14 protein-coding genes and 1 pseudogene are annotated in these 16,618 nt (G+C 56.1%); 8 read left to right on the forward strand and 7 right to left on the reverse strand.

Annotation, left to right across the window (positions count from 1 at the left end):
- The first annotated feature begins 48 nt into the window (after positions 1–48).
- From HY010_11810 to HY010_11830, 5 genes and pseudogenes are all read left to right on the forward strand, one after another.
- Positions 49–765: a FecR domain-containing protein gene (locus HY010_11810; GenBank protein ID MBI3476410.1), complete on the forward strand. Its 717-nt coding sequence runs from the start codon at positions 49–51 to the stop codon at positions 763–765.
- Between the two features lie 47 nt (positions 766–812).
- Positions 813–1,172, forward strand: coding sequence for a hypothetical protein (locus HY010_11815; protein MBI3476411.1), 360 nt, complete (start codon positions 813–815; stop codon positions 1,170–1,172).
- Positions 1,173–1,317: 145 nt separating this feature from the next.
- Entirely contained in the window at positions 1,318–2,745 is a 1,428-nt protein-coding gene (locus HY010_11820) for a hypothetical protein (protein MBI3476412.1), read from the forward strand.
- 191 nt (positions 2,746–2,936) lie between these two features.
- Entirely contained in the window at positions 2,937–3,371 is a 435-nt protein-coding gene (locus tag HY010_11825; protein ID MBI3476413.1) for a hypothetical protein, read from the forward strand.
- Positions 3,372–3,459: 88 nt separating this feature from the next.
- A pseudogene (locus tag HY010_11830) lies at positions 3,460–3,848 on the forward strand (DUF302 domain-containing protein).
- A 594-nt stretch (positions 3,849–4,442) separates the two neighbouring features.
- Here the strand turns inward: HY010_11830 and HY010_11835 are convergent.
- The 4 genes from HY010_11835 to HY010_11850 all read right to left on the reverse strand — a co-directional run bounded on the left by HY010_11835 (position 4,443) and on the right by HY010_11850 (position 10,106).
- Positions 4,443–5,246: a nucleotidyl transferase AbiEii/AbiGii toxin family protein gene (locus HY010_11835; protein MBI3476414.1), complete on the reverse strand. Its 804-nt coding sequence runs from the start codon at positions 5,244–5,246 to the stop codon at positions 4,443–4,445.
- On the reverse strand, positions 5,243–6,298 hold the full coding sequence (locus HY010_11840) for a hypothetical protein (protein ID MBI3476415.1): 1,056 nt from the start codon (positions 6,296–6,298) through the stop codon (positions 5,243–5,245). Before HY010_11840 ends, HY010_11835 begins: the two co-directional genes overlap by 4 nt.
- 164 nt (positions 6,299–6,462) lie before the next feature.
- Positions 6,463–7,227: a cyclase family protein gene (locus HY010_11845; protein ID MBI3476416.1), complete on the reverse strand. Its 765-nt coding sequence runs from the start codon at positions 7,225–7,227 to the stop codon at positions 6,463–6,465.
- Positions 7,228–7,238: 11 nt separating this feature from the next.
- Complete coding sequence (locus tag HY010_11850) at positions 7,239–10,106, reverse strand: TonB-dependent receptor (protein ID MBI3476417.1); 2,868 nt, start codon at positions 10,104–10,106, stop codon at positions 7,239–7,241.
- A gap of 347 nt (positions 10,107–10,453) precedes the next feature.
- Here HY010_11850 and HY010_11855 point away from each other — a divergent pair, with 347 nt between their 5' ends.
- Positions 10,454–11,140 carry a GntR family transcriptional regulator gene (locus HY010_11855; protein ID MBI3476418.1) on the forward strand — a complete coding sequence of 229 codons (687 nt, stop codon included), beginning with the start codon at positions 10,454–10,456 and terminating at the stop codon, positions 11,138–11,140.
- Between the two features lie 450 nt (positions 11,141–11,590).
- Here the strand turns inward: HY010_11855 and HY010_11860 are convergent, their stop codons facing one another.
- A complete protein-coding gene (locus HY010_11860) occupies positions 11,591–12,409 on the reverse strand; it encodes a hypothetical protein (GenBank protein MBI3476419.1) in 819 nt (272 codons plus the stop codon).
- Between the two features lie 342 nt (positions 12,410–12,751).
- On the opposite strand from HY010_11860, the gene HY010_11865 reads away from it, so the two are divergent.
- Together HY010_11865 and HY010_11870 are read left to right on the forward strand one after the other, a co-directional pair.
- Complete coding sequence (locus HY010_11865; protein ID MBI3476420.1) at positions 12,752–14,329, forward strand: hypothetical protein; 1,578 nt, start codon at positions 12,752–12,754, stop codon at positions 14,327–14,329.
- A gap of 215 nt (positions 14,330–14,544) precedes the next feature.
- Positions 14,545–15,423, forward strand: coding sequence for a sigma-70 family RNA polymerase sigma factor (locus tag HY010_11870; GenBank protein ID MBI3476421.1), 879 nt, complete (start codon positions 14,545–14,547; stop codon positions 15,421–15,423).
- 6 nt (positions 15,424–15,429) lie between these two features.
- Here HY010_11870 and HY010_11875 read toward each other — a convergent pair whose 3' ends face one another.
- Positions 15,430–15,924, reverse strand: a complete 495-nt coding sequence (locus HY010_11875; GenBank protein MBI3476422.1) for a TlpA family protein disulfide reductase — start codon at positions 15,922–15,924, stop codon at positions 15,430–15,432.
- A gap of 93 nt (positions 15,925–16,017) precedes the next feature.
- On the reverse strand, positions 16,018–16,494 hold the full coding sequence (locus tag HY010_11880; GenBank protein ID MBI3476423.1) for a rhodanese-like domain-containing protein: 477 nt from the start codon (positions 16,492–16,494) through the stop codon (positions 16,018–16,020).
- Positions 16,495–16,618 lie beyond the last annotated feature (124 nt).

The raw sequence follows: 16,618 nt of genomic DNA on the forward strand, positions 1-16,618 counted from the left end.
CCGCGCCGTAGCGGTCATCGGATTGCTTTAACGGAAAGCGAGGCTAAAGTGACTCGGACCTACTTCAATTTGACGGTTCTGGTTGTCCTGCTGCTGGTTGCCCTGCCCATGTGGGCAGCCCCCGGCGGCGTGCAGGGACAAATGGCCGCCGTGAAGGGGAAGGTTAGCCTGGTGCGCGGCCAGGCGTCTCCTGTCGTTCTGCGCAAGCATGACACAGTCGAAGCCGGCGACGAGATCCTCACGGATCACAAATCGTCGGCCACGATCCGGATGCCCGATGGCAGCACTGTCCGCATCTACCCCGACTCGCACGTGGTGCTTCGCAACGAGACCGGCAGTTGCAAAGAATTCCTTCAAGTCTTCCTCGGTACCGTACGCGTGCAGATCGAAAAACTGAGTGGCAGACCCAATCCCAAATCGATGACCACACCCACCGCAATTATCGCGGTAAGAGGAACCATCTTTAGTGTGTCGGTCGATCAGACTGGGGACACTCAGGTGGGCGTTGGAGAGGGTCTCGTCAGCGTGGCGAGCCTGCTCCAGCCTCAGAACGAGGTGCTGCTGAAGCCTGGGCAGTCGTGCTGGATGAAGCACGGCCAGCAACGGCCAACTCAACCGCAGATGATGACCCAACCAATGCCCGGTCTGATGGGCATGGATGGGATGAATATGGGCGGATGGGGCGACATGGGCATGGGAGCAGGCAGATCGGCCAGCGGCATGGGCAACAAAGGCGGCATGGGACAAACGGGGCCGCACAAGTAGTAAGTCCGAGTGCACTTTAGCCTCAATCTCATTTCGAGGTGAAAGCAATGAAAAGCATGGTAACGGTGTTTCTTACTTTGGTTTTGCTGGCAGTTGTTCCAACTCAGGTATTGGCCCAGAGGGGCGGCAGCATGGGTCATGGCAATGGTGGTGGCTGGAGCATGGGTTCCGGACGCCAGATGGGCGGCTCGCAGAACATGGGTTCCGGAAACTGGGGCTCGATGGGTAGCGGCCAAATGGGACAGTGGGGCAACGGCGGCTGGGCGGGCAATCAGGGCAATAACCAGTGGGGACGCGGCCAAAACCAGAATCAGCGTCATGACAGGAACCGGAACCGCAATACGAACAATGGTCAGCACGGAAGCAACCAGGGCGGCAGACGTCAGGGGAGCACACACCGACACTAGCGATCACCCGCATCGCTGCGGGACGGAATCCGTAGCGACGTCAGTCGGGAGCGGGTTGGCAGCAGGCCCGTTCCCGATTCGTCCAGGTGAAAGCTTCGATAGCAAGGCCACCTTTCTAAGAAATCCTATTCTGAGGTTAAAGATCATGAAGAACTGGTTAGAGAAAGAAATCTGGCGAGGCGCAACTTACGGCGCATGCGCTGCCCTGTTTGTGTCAATCCTGTTCCTGCTTGGTTGCGGAGGCGGAACGTCCTCCTCTTCACCGAATCCCCAGCCGAACACTACGGCTCTCCAGGTCAATCTTGGAGACTCTCCTTCGGACCGACTGGTCGCGGTCAGCATGACCATTGGATCCATGACACTCACCAATGGGAGTGGACGCAGCGTGACCGTCGTCTCCTCTTCTACTCCGGTGGAAATGATGCATCTCATGGGAACGGTAGCGCCGATCTCCCTGTTGAACGTACCTCAGGGCACGTATTCAGGTGCCACCATCAATATTTCCTCGGCGATGGTTTTGTACATGGACCCGACTTCGATGCAGTTAGTACAGAAATCCGTTTCTGGGCCGATGAGGGCGACGGTGAATTTCAATCCACGCCTTACAGTTGGCACCACGCCAATGGTTCTGAACCTAGACATGAACATGGCGTCGTCGGTTTCGATTGACAACTCCGGCAACGTAACTATGACGCCCACCATGACGGCCTCGATGAATCCATGCTGCACAGGCAATTCTCAAGATCCCCAGAATGGCGGGATGGAGCACATGACGGGAACGGTGATGAGCTTCTCCGGGAGTTCTTTCATGATGTCGATGATGCAGAGTTCCCAGAACATCTCTGTGACGACCGGCTCCAGCACACAGTTTGAAGGGATGGGCGGGATGGGCGGCATGTCCAACGGCATGATCGTCATGGTAGACGCCAACATGCAATCGGACGGAACCTTCATGGCCAAGAAAGTCGAATCGATGATGTCGATGTCCGGCGGCTCGATGGCGGACGGTCTGGTCACGAGCCTGACCGGCAGTCCTGTGACACAGTTGACCATTGGCACGATGGATGGCACAGGTTCGGGGATGATGGGCTCTGACCTTGCGGGCACACTAACGGTGAATGTCAGTCCAACGGCTGTCTTCAATATCGATAGCGATCACGTGGACATGAGTAATTTGCCGTTCACTCCTACTTTTGATGGAACCAACGTGTTCAAAGGGCAACGAGTCGAGGCTGTCAGCAGCACCGGGATGATGCATGGCGGCGGCATGGGTGGGATGATGGGCGGCGGAACCATCAACGCCAGCGAGATCGATTTGGAGCAGCAGGGTCTGAGTGGGACCGTCTCAGGTTACGCAGGCGCTGCGCCGACCACCTTCACGCTCACGCTTCCCGCTGACTGCGCCTTCACGACTCTGACCGGCTCGACGACCGTAAATGTCTTTCAGCAAGCGGGAACAGAACTGTGGGGTATGACCACGATCACCAACGGCAGCACGGTGCACGTCCGCGGCCTGTTGTTCTTCGACGCCGGCTCGTACAAGCTTGTCGCCGGCCGGATTATGGCACCGTAGATTGGCGAGCAGGGGGGGCACGCGGCTTCCCGTAGAAGTCGGATGTCCGCCGCCTCCATGCGATTTTGTGTAACGAAGATCCGGCCAACCGCGTTTATTAAGGCTAGTAGCGGCAAGCATCAGTGCACACAGCAACGTGACACGGTCGCCACGTGTTGACACGGGGGCAGTGTCCAGAACAGGAGGGATATATGTTTGAAGATCTGTTGGAGAAATTGAAGAAGTGCGACCAAGTCCCATATGAGACTGGGCAACATTTCATTCGTATCCCTCCAACAAGCTCAGCGGGGTTTTCAATCGTGATCGAGTGGATCTGGGACACCCACTTCACCGTATTTCTGGACGGCTGGCATCAGGATTTCGACACGTATCAAGAAGCTGTACGTTGCTTTGCGCTCGCCGTCTCGGGCCACTACCGACTAAAGACTCGGAGCAAGGGCGGCTTCCGCTTTCGCTGGACGGTTGAGTATTGGGACGGCTCCGACTGGGTAGAGGACTCCACGACGACCGATCTCTTCTATCCATTTTGGAAGCCTACGAGTACGAACTACTTGCGCAACGACCTGCACTGCGAAGATGCGATGGATATGTCCCGGCCAGCATGGAACTTGGCTGCTGCCTCGTGACCGGCAGCGATATGATCTGAAGAAACTATTCTGTCGAACGCCTGACCGCTGCGTTTTTCGCCGTTATCACCATTCAGATGAGGTGCTCATGAAAAAAGAATTCCACTACACAGTCGAGACCAGCAAGTCGTTTGAGGTGGCCGTCCAGGCCATCGAACAAAAAACCGCGGAAAAGGTTTCCGTGTACTGCACACTCACGACGTTGCCGCCACGCTCGCGGAAAAGGGCTTTCCCCGAGACCCGCTGAAGATCATCGAGATCTGCAATGCGCGCTACGCGAGCGAGGTTCTGAAGAAAGATATCAACATAGCGCTGATGCTGCCGTGTCCTGTTGCTGTCTACACCCAAGCGGAGAAGACGTTTATCACCACGATGTTGCCGTCCACTCTGGTGGAGTTCTATCCGCAAGCCGGTATTGACGAGATCGCCTCCAAAGTGGAACAGGTGGTACTGGAGATCATTAACGAAGCGAAATGACGCATTTGAACGGACGTTCACAACCCGGACCAACAGCCGGTAATGACGAGGCTCCACCTAAAGATCCGGGGCGGGCCGTGGGCTCTCCTGCAGTGAGCTTGTGGAGGTATATCGTTTCCACGAACCCGCGACCCGGTTCTCTCAGTTGAAACTAAGCGTAGCACGATTTTTTTACGGCTTTGACCTGAGAGGTAGCGAGTGCCTAAGAACGCAATATCCGATTCTTGGGACGGCCGTTGTTGATGGCGCAAAGTTTTTTGTTTCAAAAGGCTAGGGAGGCCATGAATCATTCCGAGCGATGCAAACGCATTCCGGAACTCCTTACTTCCTCACGGAAAACCACCTGGGCGTATTATGGATACAATCCAAGGTCTGTTCCGAACCCGCCGGGCCTTGCTCCGATCGGGAGCCAAGATTTTAACGCCAACAACCTGACTCTGGCGCTCCGCTACTCGTTCTGAGGAGAAGTTAGGTCGATACGAGTGAAAAGTCTGGAAGGTGAATTTTAGGGCTGATTTCGATGAGACGCGGTGGGTCCGACTGTTGGCGCATGGCGGGCGCTGTCAGATGAAGTGACGGACGCTGACCGGAGTTTCAGCGAGCATGGCTTTGCCGCTGTCCGATGACAAAACCCGCGGCGAAGGATTCCAGCCGCTTTTTCCCTTCCTCGACCGCAGGCTCCCCGACGTGCCTTCTCGCCCACGTCCACTGGGCGGGCTGGTCTTCATCCTGGAGCACCGCGATCAGGTTGCCTGCGAGGTTGGCCTCGCTCTCTGTGCACAGCCGGCCAACATCCAGCCCGAGTAGAAAAGCGCCAGCCGATTCAAAATCGGCGCCCGCTTCGAAAACTTCGTCGCTAAACCGGCGCTCCCCCTCCAGTTCATACTGCTCCATCAGCCGGCCCAGGTCTTCGAGGTCCTTGCCACGGCCATGCGGATCGTCCATGTAGGCGACGATCTTGAGCAGCGCCAGCACAGGCAACGGAGCGACCTTCATCACCAGGTTTGGTATCAGCTCCTTCTCCACCGCTTCGGCAAAGACATGCTCAAAGCCAACCACGCTCATCCTCATCTCAGCTTTCGGCCAGGTCACGTAGCCCGTCCGGCGGGCCTGCTCTCCAATCGGCAGCAGATCGATGCGGGCGCCGGTCTGCGTCAACCAGCGCTCCTCTCGCTTGGGGTCCTGCGTCCATCCCGCCGCTTGCAGGCGGTCGGTCAGAGATCCGAGTTGGTCGATGTCCACAGCTAGGGCGACGTCCACATCCTGTGTCCGGCGATCATCGTCAATCCAAACGCGGTAGGCGGTGGCGCCAATAATGACAGCATCCACACCAGCGTCCTGACACGCTCTTTGCAGTTGCCGCAAGGCTTCGACTTGCTCTGGCAAAAGCTCAATCATGGCAGGAGGAATTTCTCTCGAATTTCCGTGGCGGCTTCGATGGCGCGTGGTCCGCCTTCATGCAATAACTCAGCATAAATGAGCCACGGGTGCGCGATCGGGACACCGCCTTCAACCCGCCACGGAAACAACGTACCGAACTCACGAAGCAACGTGACCGTTCCATTCTTGTCCGGCAACAGCTTCAAGTCCCGGGTAAGGCGATCCGGGGCTGTTCCAATGAAAACGGGCACCTCTTCGCCGCGGTAAAAACGCTGCAGTTGGAAAGCGGCCGGCGCGCCGGTCACTGCCCATTGCACCTCATTTTGCCCGGCACGTTGTTTGATCTTCTCTAAAACCGTATTCGGGTTGCGCTCCAGCGGGCGAAACCTTCCCATTAACAACTCCGGACGAAGCACGCGCTCGTACCCGCCGACGAAATCCTCTTCGAGCGCTTTCCGGTCCGCGATCTTGAGCCCTGCGCGCGCCGCGTGGAGCACCCCCGTTTCCGTCAACCGTTGTCGCGCCTCTGCCGCCGCCGTCTTACCAATCCCCGCCACCTCGGCCAACTTCCGCACCGGCCAATGAACGGCGTCGGCGTCCACTAGGAAGGCAAACGCCGCCTGTACCATCGCGGCGGTGGTCCTTCGTTCCGCAACCTTGGGCTTTATTTCTTTGCGCCCAACCGCGAAAACATAGTAGTCACCTCCCAGATTCACATGCAGATTTCCGACCCCATCGACGAAATTGATGCCAGCTTCGGCCAATCGTTCCCCCATCGGAGCGGGAATGTACCGGGCGATTAGCAGTAATGGCATTTTCAGTTTTTGGCGAACGTGGGCCTGCTGCGCGATCAGCGCATTCAAGTTCGCCCGGTCCATATAGGTGCGCTTGAACTCGGCCGCTAATTTGAACTTGCGCCGGGGTGTCGTGATTTTGATTTCAGCGTCGATTTCGCGGTCTCCGGCGCCTCGCGGCGCAACCTTCCAGTCGAGCGCCGTCACGAACGGCAGCGCCCGGATGGCTTCCAGGTAGCGCCCCAGATCGCGTTCGTATTCGGTTCCCTGTCTCATTATGTCCGATAATATATCATGTCCGTTAGTAACGGACAAGGCTATAACGAGGACATATGGGTCGCCTCGACTCCTGACGACCTCGATCTCTGGAAATCAAATGGCGCTAGGCTAGCTTGTGTTCGCGCGCCATCCGACTGACCGTGCCCGCAAGTCTGCGGGGCCTATTGCAGGATCGCAATTGCGCGAATCGGCGAACCATCTGCGCCGGCAATTTTTAGGGGCAGAGCGATAAACCGGAATGTTCTTCCCAGTAACTGATCGAGGTTCGTTAGTCCCTCAAGAATTGGGATTCGTTGGGAAAGCAGAATCTTGTGCACTGGCCAAGCAACTTTCTGGTTCTCCGGATCTGTCCAGTGCTGAGACACACCCCGTTTAAAGTTCTCAACACCGGGAGTATTGCTGGCGATCGCGCGCACTTTGCGCCCGACCAGCCAACGTGCAGTCTCGTCGGTCAAGTAGGATTGCGAGTACAATTCCCCGGGTTTTGGCGGATGGTAGTTGAAGTAGAAAACCACGATGTCCCCTTCTTGGATGTTCTGCTTCTCCAGATCAGCAGGAGTGACTGGATCCGCAGCGGTTTTTCCACGCACATCCACTAGCACTCCGGGACCCATCAGGTGATCCAGATCGATCTGATCCACCGTCCACCCATCCGGCTCTACGTGTGCTCCAGCATCGACGTGCGTTCCCACCTGAGTCGAAATCCCGAGGAAGGTAGACCGGCCAGTGGTGACCTTGAAGTTCATCTCAGGTTCCATCGTGACTTCGTGGATCCCATACTGGTCGATCATGGCTCGACCGGCCGTTTGCTCCACGAGCCCGACGCGGATTGTGTCGGTCAGGTCGATGATCTTCCCCTTGTCAGCGCCCGCTGCAAAAGCTGCCGACGCTACAAGAATTGCCCCCGTGAGTGACAAGCGACGCATACTGTACGCTCCTAGAACTCGATTCGCAATCCAAGTTGTGCTGCCCTCGGACCTCCGGATCCCAAAACGCCTCCAGCCGTGCGCCGAGGCTTCCCGAAATCGGCAGCAAAGACATTGTTCTGGGCTCCACTCTGCCCCGAGAAAGTCGGGCCGCCGTTCGAGAGATAGTTCACGTGATTGAAGATATTGAATGCCTCGGCCAAAGCTGAAATACGAAACCGCTCCTTTATCTTAAATTGCTTCGTCAGCCGCAGATCGGTTGAATAGAAGAAGAATGACCGAGGCGATGTCGTTGTAATCGGTGACAAACCCTGCGAGGCACGTGCGACGTTAATGGCGGCAATCGTTGCGGCGTCATCCCGCGCACCTCTATTGCGCGTCACACCATCGGGCCGGTTCGGTGCAAAACCGTCGGCTGAAAAGCCCGTCACAAGGTCGTAAGGCCGGGCCGAGGCAAAGGAAGTGATGGTCGAAAGGTCAAACCCGTGCGGCATCGACACCGATCCGCTGAAGACGAATTTGTGCCGTTGATCCCGGTTCGAGTCCCCACGCTCGGACCTCAGGTCAAACGGATTTGCCACGGTTGAACCAATCGAATCGTCGCCCAAGTCGACCGCATGGGACCACGTGTACGACCCCAGAAACGTAAGACGATGACTCAGCCGCTTGTTCACAGACATTTCAAGGGCGTTGTAGGAGGAACGCCCGGCATCCGTGACACGAATCACCGGGCCATAGGAAGCTGCCGTCACAGCTCCAAACTCCTGAGCCAGCGGGGTGTCCGGCGAACCGATGCCCCCCGCCGGATCGATATTGACGTCTATCCCGAGTCGCTCTTTCAATCCCAGATTGTGCACATAGTCAACCGTAACTCCCAACGTGTCGGTAAATGCATGTTGGACCCCGATGGAAGTCTGTTGTGCGTAGGGAGTCCGCAGATGATTGGCAAGCGAGATGAGCAGGAACTGAGGCTGGGAAAACACTAGGGCTCGAATCTGCTCTTGCGTAAGCCCCGGGAATGGATCATTGATGTTGATCGGTCCCGGTAGAAATGCGAATCCGATGCGGCGACCGTCAAACGCGCTCTCAACCGCAGGATCGGTAGCAACCGGCAGTGCGTAAAAAATTCCGTAACCTCCGCGAATGATTGTCTTGCCGTGACCAACCGGATCCCATGCAAAACCAATGCGTGGCCCAAAATTGTTCAAGTCTTTGCTCCTCGATCCGCCAGGAGCGATGTTGGACCTGAAACCGGGATTATTCTCATTGGTGGAGAGATCCCAGCGTAGCCCGAGGTTCAGCGTCAGCCTTTGATTTACTTTCCAGTCATCCTGGCCATAGAGTCCGAGAATGTTGTCTTTGTAATCCGGGAATTGGAAATTTCCCACCCCAAAGAACGCAAAGTCGGCGTCCGTCTGGGTTAGGGGTGCATCACTGAAGAAAATGAACTGGCCACGAGCGGCGAACTCGAGGAATGACTTTGCTAAAGCATGGTTGTAATCCACCCCGAGCTTGATGTTGTGAGTGCCCAAAGAAGAGGGGATATTCAGAGCCAAGTCGTCTCGAAGCTGGTGCCGTTCAATGAAGGTCTTCTGTGTGGTGTTGAAAGCACCGCCTGTAATCAGGCTCGGCCGGTCCACTTCGGGCGTCGCGGACAGCGGCAGGAGGTGATTGTTGAAGTGGGCATAGTGGTACATGATTGTGTTCAGCACTCGGGGGGACAAAACGTGGGTGTGCGACAGGACTGCGGAGTAGGCCTGGTTCGTACTGCGGATGCCATTGTCGGCCGCCCGTATCCCACCGATCCCCTGCAGGCTGAAGTTATTTTCATAGTTGAAGCGAAACATCAACTTTTGCTTGCTATTGAGCTGATGGTCGAGCCTGGTAGTAGCAAGACGCGAGGTAAACGGTAAGCCAACACTTCCCTCAAACTCTGGATATGCCCCGTTCGTATTTACGATTCCTAGATTCTTTTCGCCCGTGTTCTCGTACGCAGCGAAGAAGAAAGTGCGGTTCTTCAATACAGGACCTCCAAGGGTGAAACCCTGCTGCGCCCGATGAAAATCCGCCTTACGCGTCTGAAAAGGATCGCGAGCGTTCAGATCCTGGTTGCGATAAAACACGAAATAGCTTCCATGAAGGTCATTCGTGCCCGACTTGGTCACGACGCTCACAGCCGCCCCGAGTGCCCTGCCCTGGTCGGCGCCGAATCGCGCAGTAGCAACGTAGAACTCTTGAACGCCCTCGATGGTGAAGTTCTGCAGGAGCCCACCGTTGACAATGTCGGAGTTCTCCGCGCCATCGATGGTGAAGTTGGAACTGCGCCCATCAGAACCGCCAGCAGAAAGATTAAAGATTCGGGTTTTGATCGGATCAAAATTGGGCGCGGTTAAAACTCCAGGAACCAAAGCCGCTAAATCCCCGAACTGTCGTCCGTTCAGGGGAAGGTCGCTCACCGACTTCGGATCGACCACTCCCCCGATCCCGGAGTTTTCACGGTCTACCAGGGGTGCTGCACTGCTGACAGTAACACTCTGTTCTAGGGAGCCTAGGGTGAGGCGAATGTCCACAACTACGACTCGTCCAACCTGTATGTCGATCTTGTGAATTTGAGTCGCAAACCCGTCTTTCTTGGCAGAAATCGTGTACGCCCCGGGCGACAGGGCGTCGGCGGCGTAGCCTCCAGTGTCATCCGTAGTTAGGGTCCTCTCCACTACTCCCGTCCCGGCATTTTCAATTGTCACCGTGACACCCGGAACGACCGCTCCGTTTGGATCGAGAGCCGTACCTCGTAGCGAAGCCGTAGAAAGCTGCCCCCAAACCCCTACTCCACACCCCAGCAGAACCGCTAGACAAATTAACCACCGACAAACGTGCATATTGCCCCCTCGCGAGACTCGAGTTTCTGACACCTTCCTCCATGCTGCTTAACTTCCACGGTGCCGCAATGGTTGATTCGGCTTCAGAGGCTTACACTTCGCTGTTGGCTCCGGGATCCGCCGAGGCTGGCTGAGAAAGCTACCGCAGTGTTTTAGGGTATGTCAAGACTATTCATCTGCGTATATTTGTGGTATACCGTAAACAAATTGTGAGCATAGCGATTCCCCCCGCTCATTGGGCCCCTGTGGACATTCGCGAATCAAGAGAGGTGCCTTTGCCAAAGACCAAAAGTACAGGTCGCTCGCGATCGGGCTCACCTGGAGGTACCCAGGTTCCGGCCCGCAGAATGGAGTCCAAATCCCCTGCCGCCGCCCGGCACCGGAGCACGCTCGCAGAGCGGATTTATCAGCAGCTCAAACGTGACATCGTCCATGGCGTTTACCAGTCTGGCGAGGCTATTAACGAGAAGATGATGGCGAGAAAATACCGGGGCAGCCGCACGCCCGTGCGTGAGTCAGTGATGCGGCTGCAGCAGGAGAATCTTCTCCGCCTGGTACCCAACAAGGGTTACTTCGTCAGCTACTTAGCGATTCATGAACTGAATGAAATGTATGAGTACCGTTCCGAAATGGAGGGTTTCTGCGCCGAGCTAGCAGCCCGTCGATGGGCGGATGCCTCTCTTATGGAACAGCTTGTCGAGTTGGCCCAGATGCAGTATAGGACCAACGATCGTGCCGGCTACGAGAAGTTCATCGAAGCGGACACCAAGTTCCACGTCGGTATTGCGCAGCTTACGCGGAACCGCCTCCTCGTTCGGGCCGTCGCGGACCTCCGCTGTCAAATGGAAAGAATCATGTATGCCGCCATTGACATTGGCTACTACGGCGAGGTCCCATCTCGAGAGCACACCGAAATCGTGGATGCTATTCGACGCCGTGATGCGCCGGACGCCCGCAGGCTCATGTACGACCACATCGTCGGTTCCAAGGACAAGGTTTTACAGCTGGCCACTGGGAGGTCGAGCCACGGCTGAGCCTTGGTTCGTGTTCAAACGATGTGTCCTAATGACGGTCGTGATCCACGACGTAAGGGCAGTTCCGCCGTGCTGCGTTTCTCACTCGCGCATTTCAGAATCGAGGGGGGTACGATGTGACTACGCCCGCGAATATCGCAGGCGCGTGGAAGTAACAAGCTTCGATTTGGGTCCAAGTGCTAGATAGACCGGAACGAGCCGGCTCAACAGCTCTGTAACCCCACCGCCGGCTGCCGTCGCATTGAAAGCTGATGGCGCAGCCGGCTGATTAGTGCTGTTCTATCTTGTTGCTACCGCAACGCGGCGCAAGTGTCACAATCTTTGAGATCTTCTCCTATGGCGTATCTGTTGCAAGGCCTATTTCCGGCCTCGATATGCTTCGCGTTCCCGAATGTCAAGAGAATGATTGAGCGCCGCTGTGGTAGCCAATACGTCCGTACTGCCAGTAGTTCACTCCCTTGGTTGGTGCCCCTCCACTTCTGCAATACGCATAGTCACCGCGGTAACCCGGCCGACGATGTCCGCTTCGGTTGGGTATCGAAGGTGCCGGATCGGCCCCCTCGACTGTGGACTTGGAACTAGGATAAGTTGATTCCCGTCGAGTTCACACCAGCTGCAGGCGTAACCACCGCGGAGTTCGACGAAATAGATAGGGCGGTCGAACTCGTTCTGCCAATTGCCTGGTTTTACCTTGTTCTGGTGCTCGTCAATCTCGACGAACGAGCCCGGGCGAATCATCGGAAAGAGCGTGTAGTCCTCAAGTCCGATGTACCCGCAAAGGCAATTCCGCAGGTCCAATTGCTGCAAGAGAGCGACGGGAATCTCACCCCAGCTTTCAAACATCCGAGAGACCAGGTTCGTCCTCGCAAGCTCCACGTTCCTGCGAAGCTCAACGGGAAGCACAATCGTCTGTCCGGGCAGCTCGAGATTCGACCCAATCAAATGAGTGTGCGGCAGGCTGACCAGACGTTGCTCCTTGGCGGCATCGAGGATGTTGATCCCGAAGAAGCCCAAGACTCTTAAGTAATTGCATTTGTAGATGAGGCTCAAACTGTAGAGCTTGTAGATGCTCGGGGTAAACTTCCCATTTTCGACGTCTGTGAGCCAGCCGTGGGAAATGTAATAGTCCTGATTACTGTCCTTTTCGTGAGCGATCTGCTGGCTAAGTTTCTGCACCGCACGTGTTGAGAGGCGGGCGCGGCGGCGCTCTTCTCGAAGAAGCTTCCCAGCTTCCGGGCTCGGGGTCGACTCCAACATACGCGTCGGCATGATACAGAGGACTTCCTTCGTCGCGTAGACCGAAACGTTGGGGTTACAAAAACGCAACAACCGGACACAGGGGAAGCTGCAAAATCATACTCCGTTCTATTCCCCGTGAAACCAGCATTTTCTCGCTGGTCGCTAATCCGACCGATCATAGCTAGAAACTACTAAGGGCAGTCGTAGAGGGTCAGAAAGAAGCCTGGTCGTAGAAACGAGCAAAGTTCATAAACTTTTCAGCCTTGCCATCGGTACCGCGTATACAAAACGGCACAGCCTTGCGAGCAGATATCACCGCACCAAGGATCCTTGTGGATTCAAAGCGAGAACTTCGTGGCGGAGCCCAGAAGCTTGTCGAAGACAGAACTCGTGGACCGAGTCAAAGCGATCCTGCAGGGCAAGGGACTCACCCTCTATCAATGCTCACAAAAAACGAGGAATCTGTATGGAAGGTCGTCGCCATATTTCGTGCCTCACAACCTGTACTACGATATCGGCATTGGGACCTTCAGCCCGAGCCTTCACCAACTATTTGCGCTGAGCAAGGTCTCCGGCTACAACTTCAATGATTGGCTGCGAGTCTTTGGGTTCAGACCTGAGGACATCGCACGGTTGCAAGTTCTGCTGTCCGCAAAACGCACCTTGCTGCTCGATTCCTCGCTCGATGACCCCGAGGGTTGGATTCCATGGGTGCGAAACAAACCTGGGAATGTTCGCGCTCCTGGAATTTCTCCGCTTGGACGACTAGTAGAACTGGCACCGTCACGGCGCCTTCGCTCGATTGCCCGAACCTACAAAAGCAATTTCGTGTATGTGAAGATTGGCCGAGAAGACGCGCTCGCCTTTCCGGACTTGCTTCCGGGAAGCATCGTGCGAGCTGACACACGGGTTACGCAAGAGATGTTTTCATCCGGGCATGGAACAGATTCAAAGCCGCTGTTTCTGATCCAGCACTCGAACGGCTTGAACTGCTGCCGACTGCAAACCGTGGGCAAGAACCGCGTGATGCCTTTGTGTGGGCAGCTTCCATATGCTCAGATCGAACTGCAACTGCATGAGGAAGCCAGGGTCCTTGGGATCCTCGATCTCGAAATACGACCTTTGCTCAAGGCAGAGCAACCGCAGGTGCCGACAGAATTGGCAAAGCATTGGAGGCCGCTGGCATTAAGGTGGGATGACACAAAACTCACCAATCTGCTTCGCGCCGCCCGCTTGAGGGCGGCCTTGTCATTTCGGGAGGCCTCCGCGATGAGCCGCCGGGTTGCCGCAGAACTTGGAGATGAACAATATTTCGCAGCGGCAGGCTCGCTGTCTGACTACGAGGCGCGTGATGTTCCGCCGCGGCATGCGCACAAGGCAATCACGCTTTGCGCAATCTACGGCTTGCAGTTCGTCACATTTCTGAAGAGCATCGGACTACGCTTGGAGGACGCAGGCCGTGAGCCAATTCCCGATAGGCTGCTTCCTCGGAAGGTTTCGGCCGCCTCAAGGGGGATTGTCGACGAAACTGATGAGCCGCCCGAAAACGGATTCCTTGGGAATTTGCTTAGACAATCAGGGCATGTGCCATGGTTTCTGCGCGAGTCGCTCTCCGATTTGTCCGGCCTGAACGGTCTCTCTCTGCGTGATTTCTTCTGGGTTGGAGGAGAATCCAACCCGCTACACCCTTTACTCATCAACGGACTGCTCGTGATTTTGAATCGCCATAGAAAAAAGCCCATCTACTTCCGGTCAAAACCGCTGTGGCAGCAACCGGTATATGTCCTGTTGAGACGGAATGGAACCTACACGTGCGGATGCTGCAGCCTTGAGAACCGCATGTTGGTGATTCATCCGTTCTCGGCCAACTATCAGCCCCAGGAGCAACTGCGGAATCACGACGATGCTGAGGTCGTCGGGGAGATTGTGGCCATCGCCAGAACCCTGTGAGAAGAACCCTCAGTGACTCCCGATTTGTCTGAGTCGCTGCCTACACAAAATGAGGGCCGGTGCGACAGCTTCGGATTGCGACTAATCCGGATTTGGCCATTTGTGCTTCTGAGTTGGCGGCTTGAGCTGGTCATGAAGAACCGAACACACCGATTGGCGAAGCCAAGCGACTGAGTGCTACATTCGACGCGATGCGTTCCGACATAGAAGAAGCCGTGCAACTCTTGCAGCGGGGTGACGACGACGCTTTGGAGCAGGCCCTGGCTCTACTCCAAAATACCGTCTTCTCCTTTAGCATGCGGGTCTGCGGCCAACGCGAGGACGCGGAAGACACCATGCAAGAGGTACTCCTCAAGTCGGTTCCGCACCTGCCCAAATTCGACAGCCCCAAAGCCCTCGGGGTGTGGCTCTATAAAGTGGCAAAGAATCGCTGCCTGATGAGTCGGCGCCGAAGCAAGTTCGCTCCGAAGCAGGATCTTTCCCTGGAAGAACTAATGCCCGATCGGAAAGAACTTGAGCAGCTGGGGAGTGAGGGCAGCATCAACCCAGAGGCGTTCGCTATCCGGAGTGAAGAAGCGGGTCGTTTGCGCGACGCTATTCAGCAGCTGCCGCCACAATACCGTATTGTTTTGGTCCTGCGCGATATGGAGGGTCTAACCGACGAGGAGGTTGCTGAGATTACCGGGCTGCGTTCCGGAACAGTCCGCGTTCGTCTTCACCGTGCAAGGCTATTTGTCCGCAGAGAATTGATGAGAGCGTTGAAACCACGCTCCGGGAGATCGTCCGTCGCTTCGCGACCGTCTTCCCAAGAACAGCCAGGCAGCCAACAGCCCAGACCTGCTCGCTGCAAGGCCATGTTTGCTGAGCTCTCGAACTATCTTGACCAGCAGTTGGATGATACGCTTTGTGAGGAATTGGAGCGGCACCTGAAAGGCTGCGAACCGTGCGAGGCGTTCCTCTCTAGTCTCAAGGTAACCGTCGAACAGTGCCGAAGATCACCCGCAGAGCGTCCCGCCCGCGAGAAGGCAGTCGAACTGCGCAGGAAGGTGCTTGCTGATTACGAGCGCCTGGTCGCGAACAACATCCGACAGTAGTCACGGTTACGAGCCTGGCCGACTCAAGCCAGCTTTGCTCGGCAGAAGGTTGACGATCTCTTTTTCAAAGACCGAGATGTCGGTTGCGCCAATGTGTTTGGCACTGATCCGGCCATCCCGCCCGATCACGAACACGATCGGCAACCCGAGGACTCCGCCATAAAGTTCACCCGTCTGCGCATTGCCCATCACAACCGGGTAGTTCATCTTGAAGCGCTGGTAGAACGCGCGTACAGGTTCCGGTCCATCATCCATGGAAACGCCGATGATCTGCAGGCCCCTATCCCCGTACTTGTTTTGTAGTTCGACGAAATGCGGGATCTCCTCCCGGCAGGGATCGCACCAGGTTGCCCAGAAGTCCAAAAGGACGACCTTACCCCGATAGGATGAGAGATCGAGTTTCTGTCCCGCTATGTCGGGAAGTGAGAAATCGGGGGCCAGAGATTCTTTGCCGATACTCGTGCCCCTCGTGCCGGGGGGCACGCCATGATGACGGGCCATGAAATAGAGTCCCGCTACCACTGCGATCAGTGCCAAACCGCGGACAATCCCTTTCTTCAATATGCCGACCTCAGCCAGGAAGCGTCCAGTTCCCTAGTCTCCCTTGCCAACCGGATAGCCTTTCTCGACCCAATCCGTTCCGAAGTTGTCCGCAACATAGAGAACTTTCACATTGGTGAAGCCCATTGCACGCAGCGCATCGTCGGCCGGTTTGATGTTCGGACAGTGGCTCCACGGGCAGCAGCCGCAATACAAAACGATGAACTTGTTTCGCGGCAAGGATTCCACTCGCTTCCGCAAAGACCGCAAGCCACTTTCACTGGAGGCCGGTCCAATGTACTCCGAGCCGGGGATGTGAGCCTGGGTGTAGAGGACGTGGGAACCCACTTGAATCATTAGCGGTTTCTCGCTTTTGCCGGACTGAAGAATCTTGACCAGGTCGTCGGGGTTGATCAGGCGGGAGGCCGGGATGAGGTTCGCCTGAGACGCAAGCGCCACGGATGCCAGTGCAATAGCAACGGTCCCAAAGACGAGGACAAGGAGTGTCGGACGAACTTTGATCGGACTCATTTTGAAATTCTCTCCGCATTATCAATTCCTAATCATATAGGTGGCAAGAGAGCGCGCAACTCCGCGTATCGCCGAAATTTTCCTGTAACAAAATCCGCCCTTCTGCATTTATTCGTGTGCTTGG

Source organism: Acidobacteriota bacterium (assembly GCA_016196065.1).
Taxonomy (GTDB): Bacteria; Acidobacteriota; Terriglobia; order Terriglobales; family Acidobacteriaceae; genus Acidiflorens.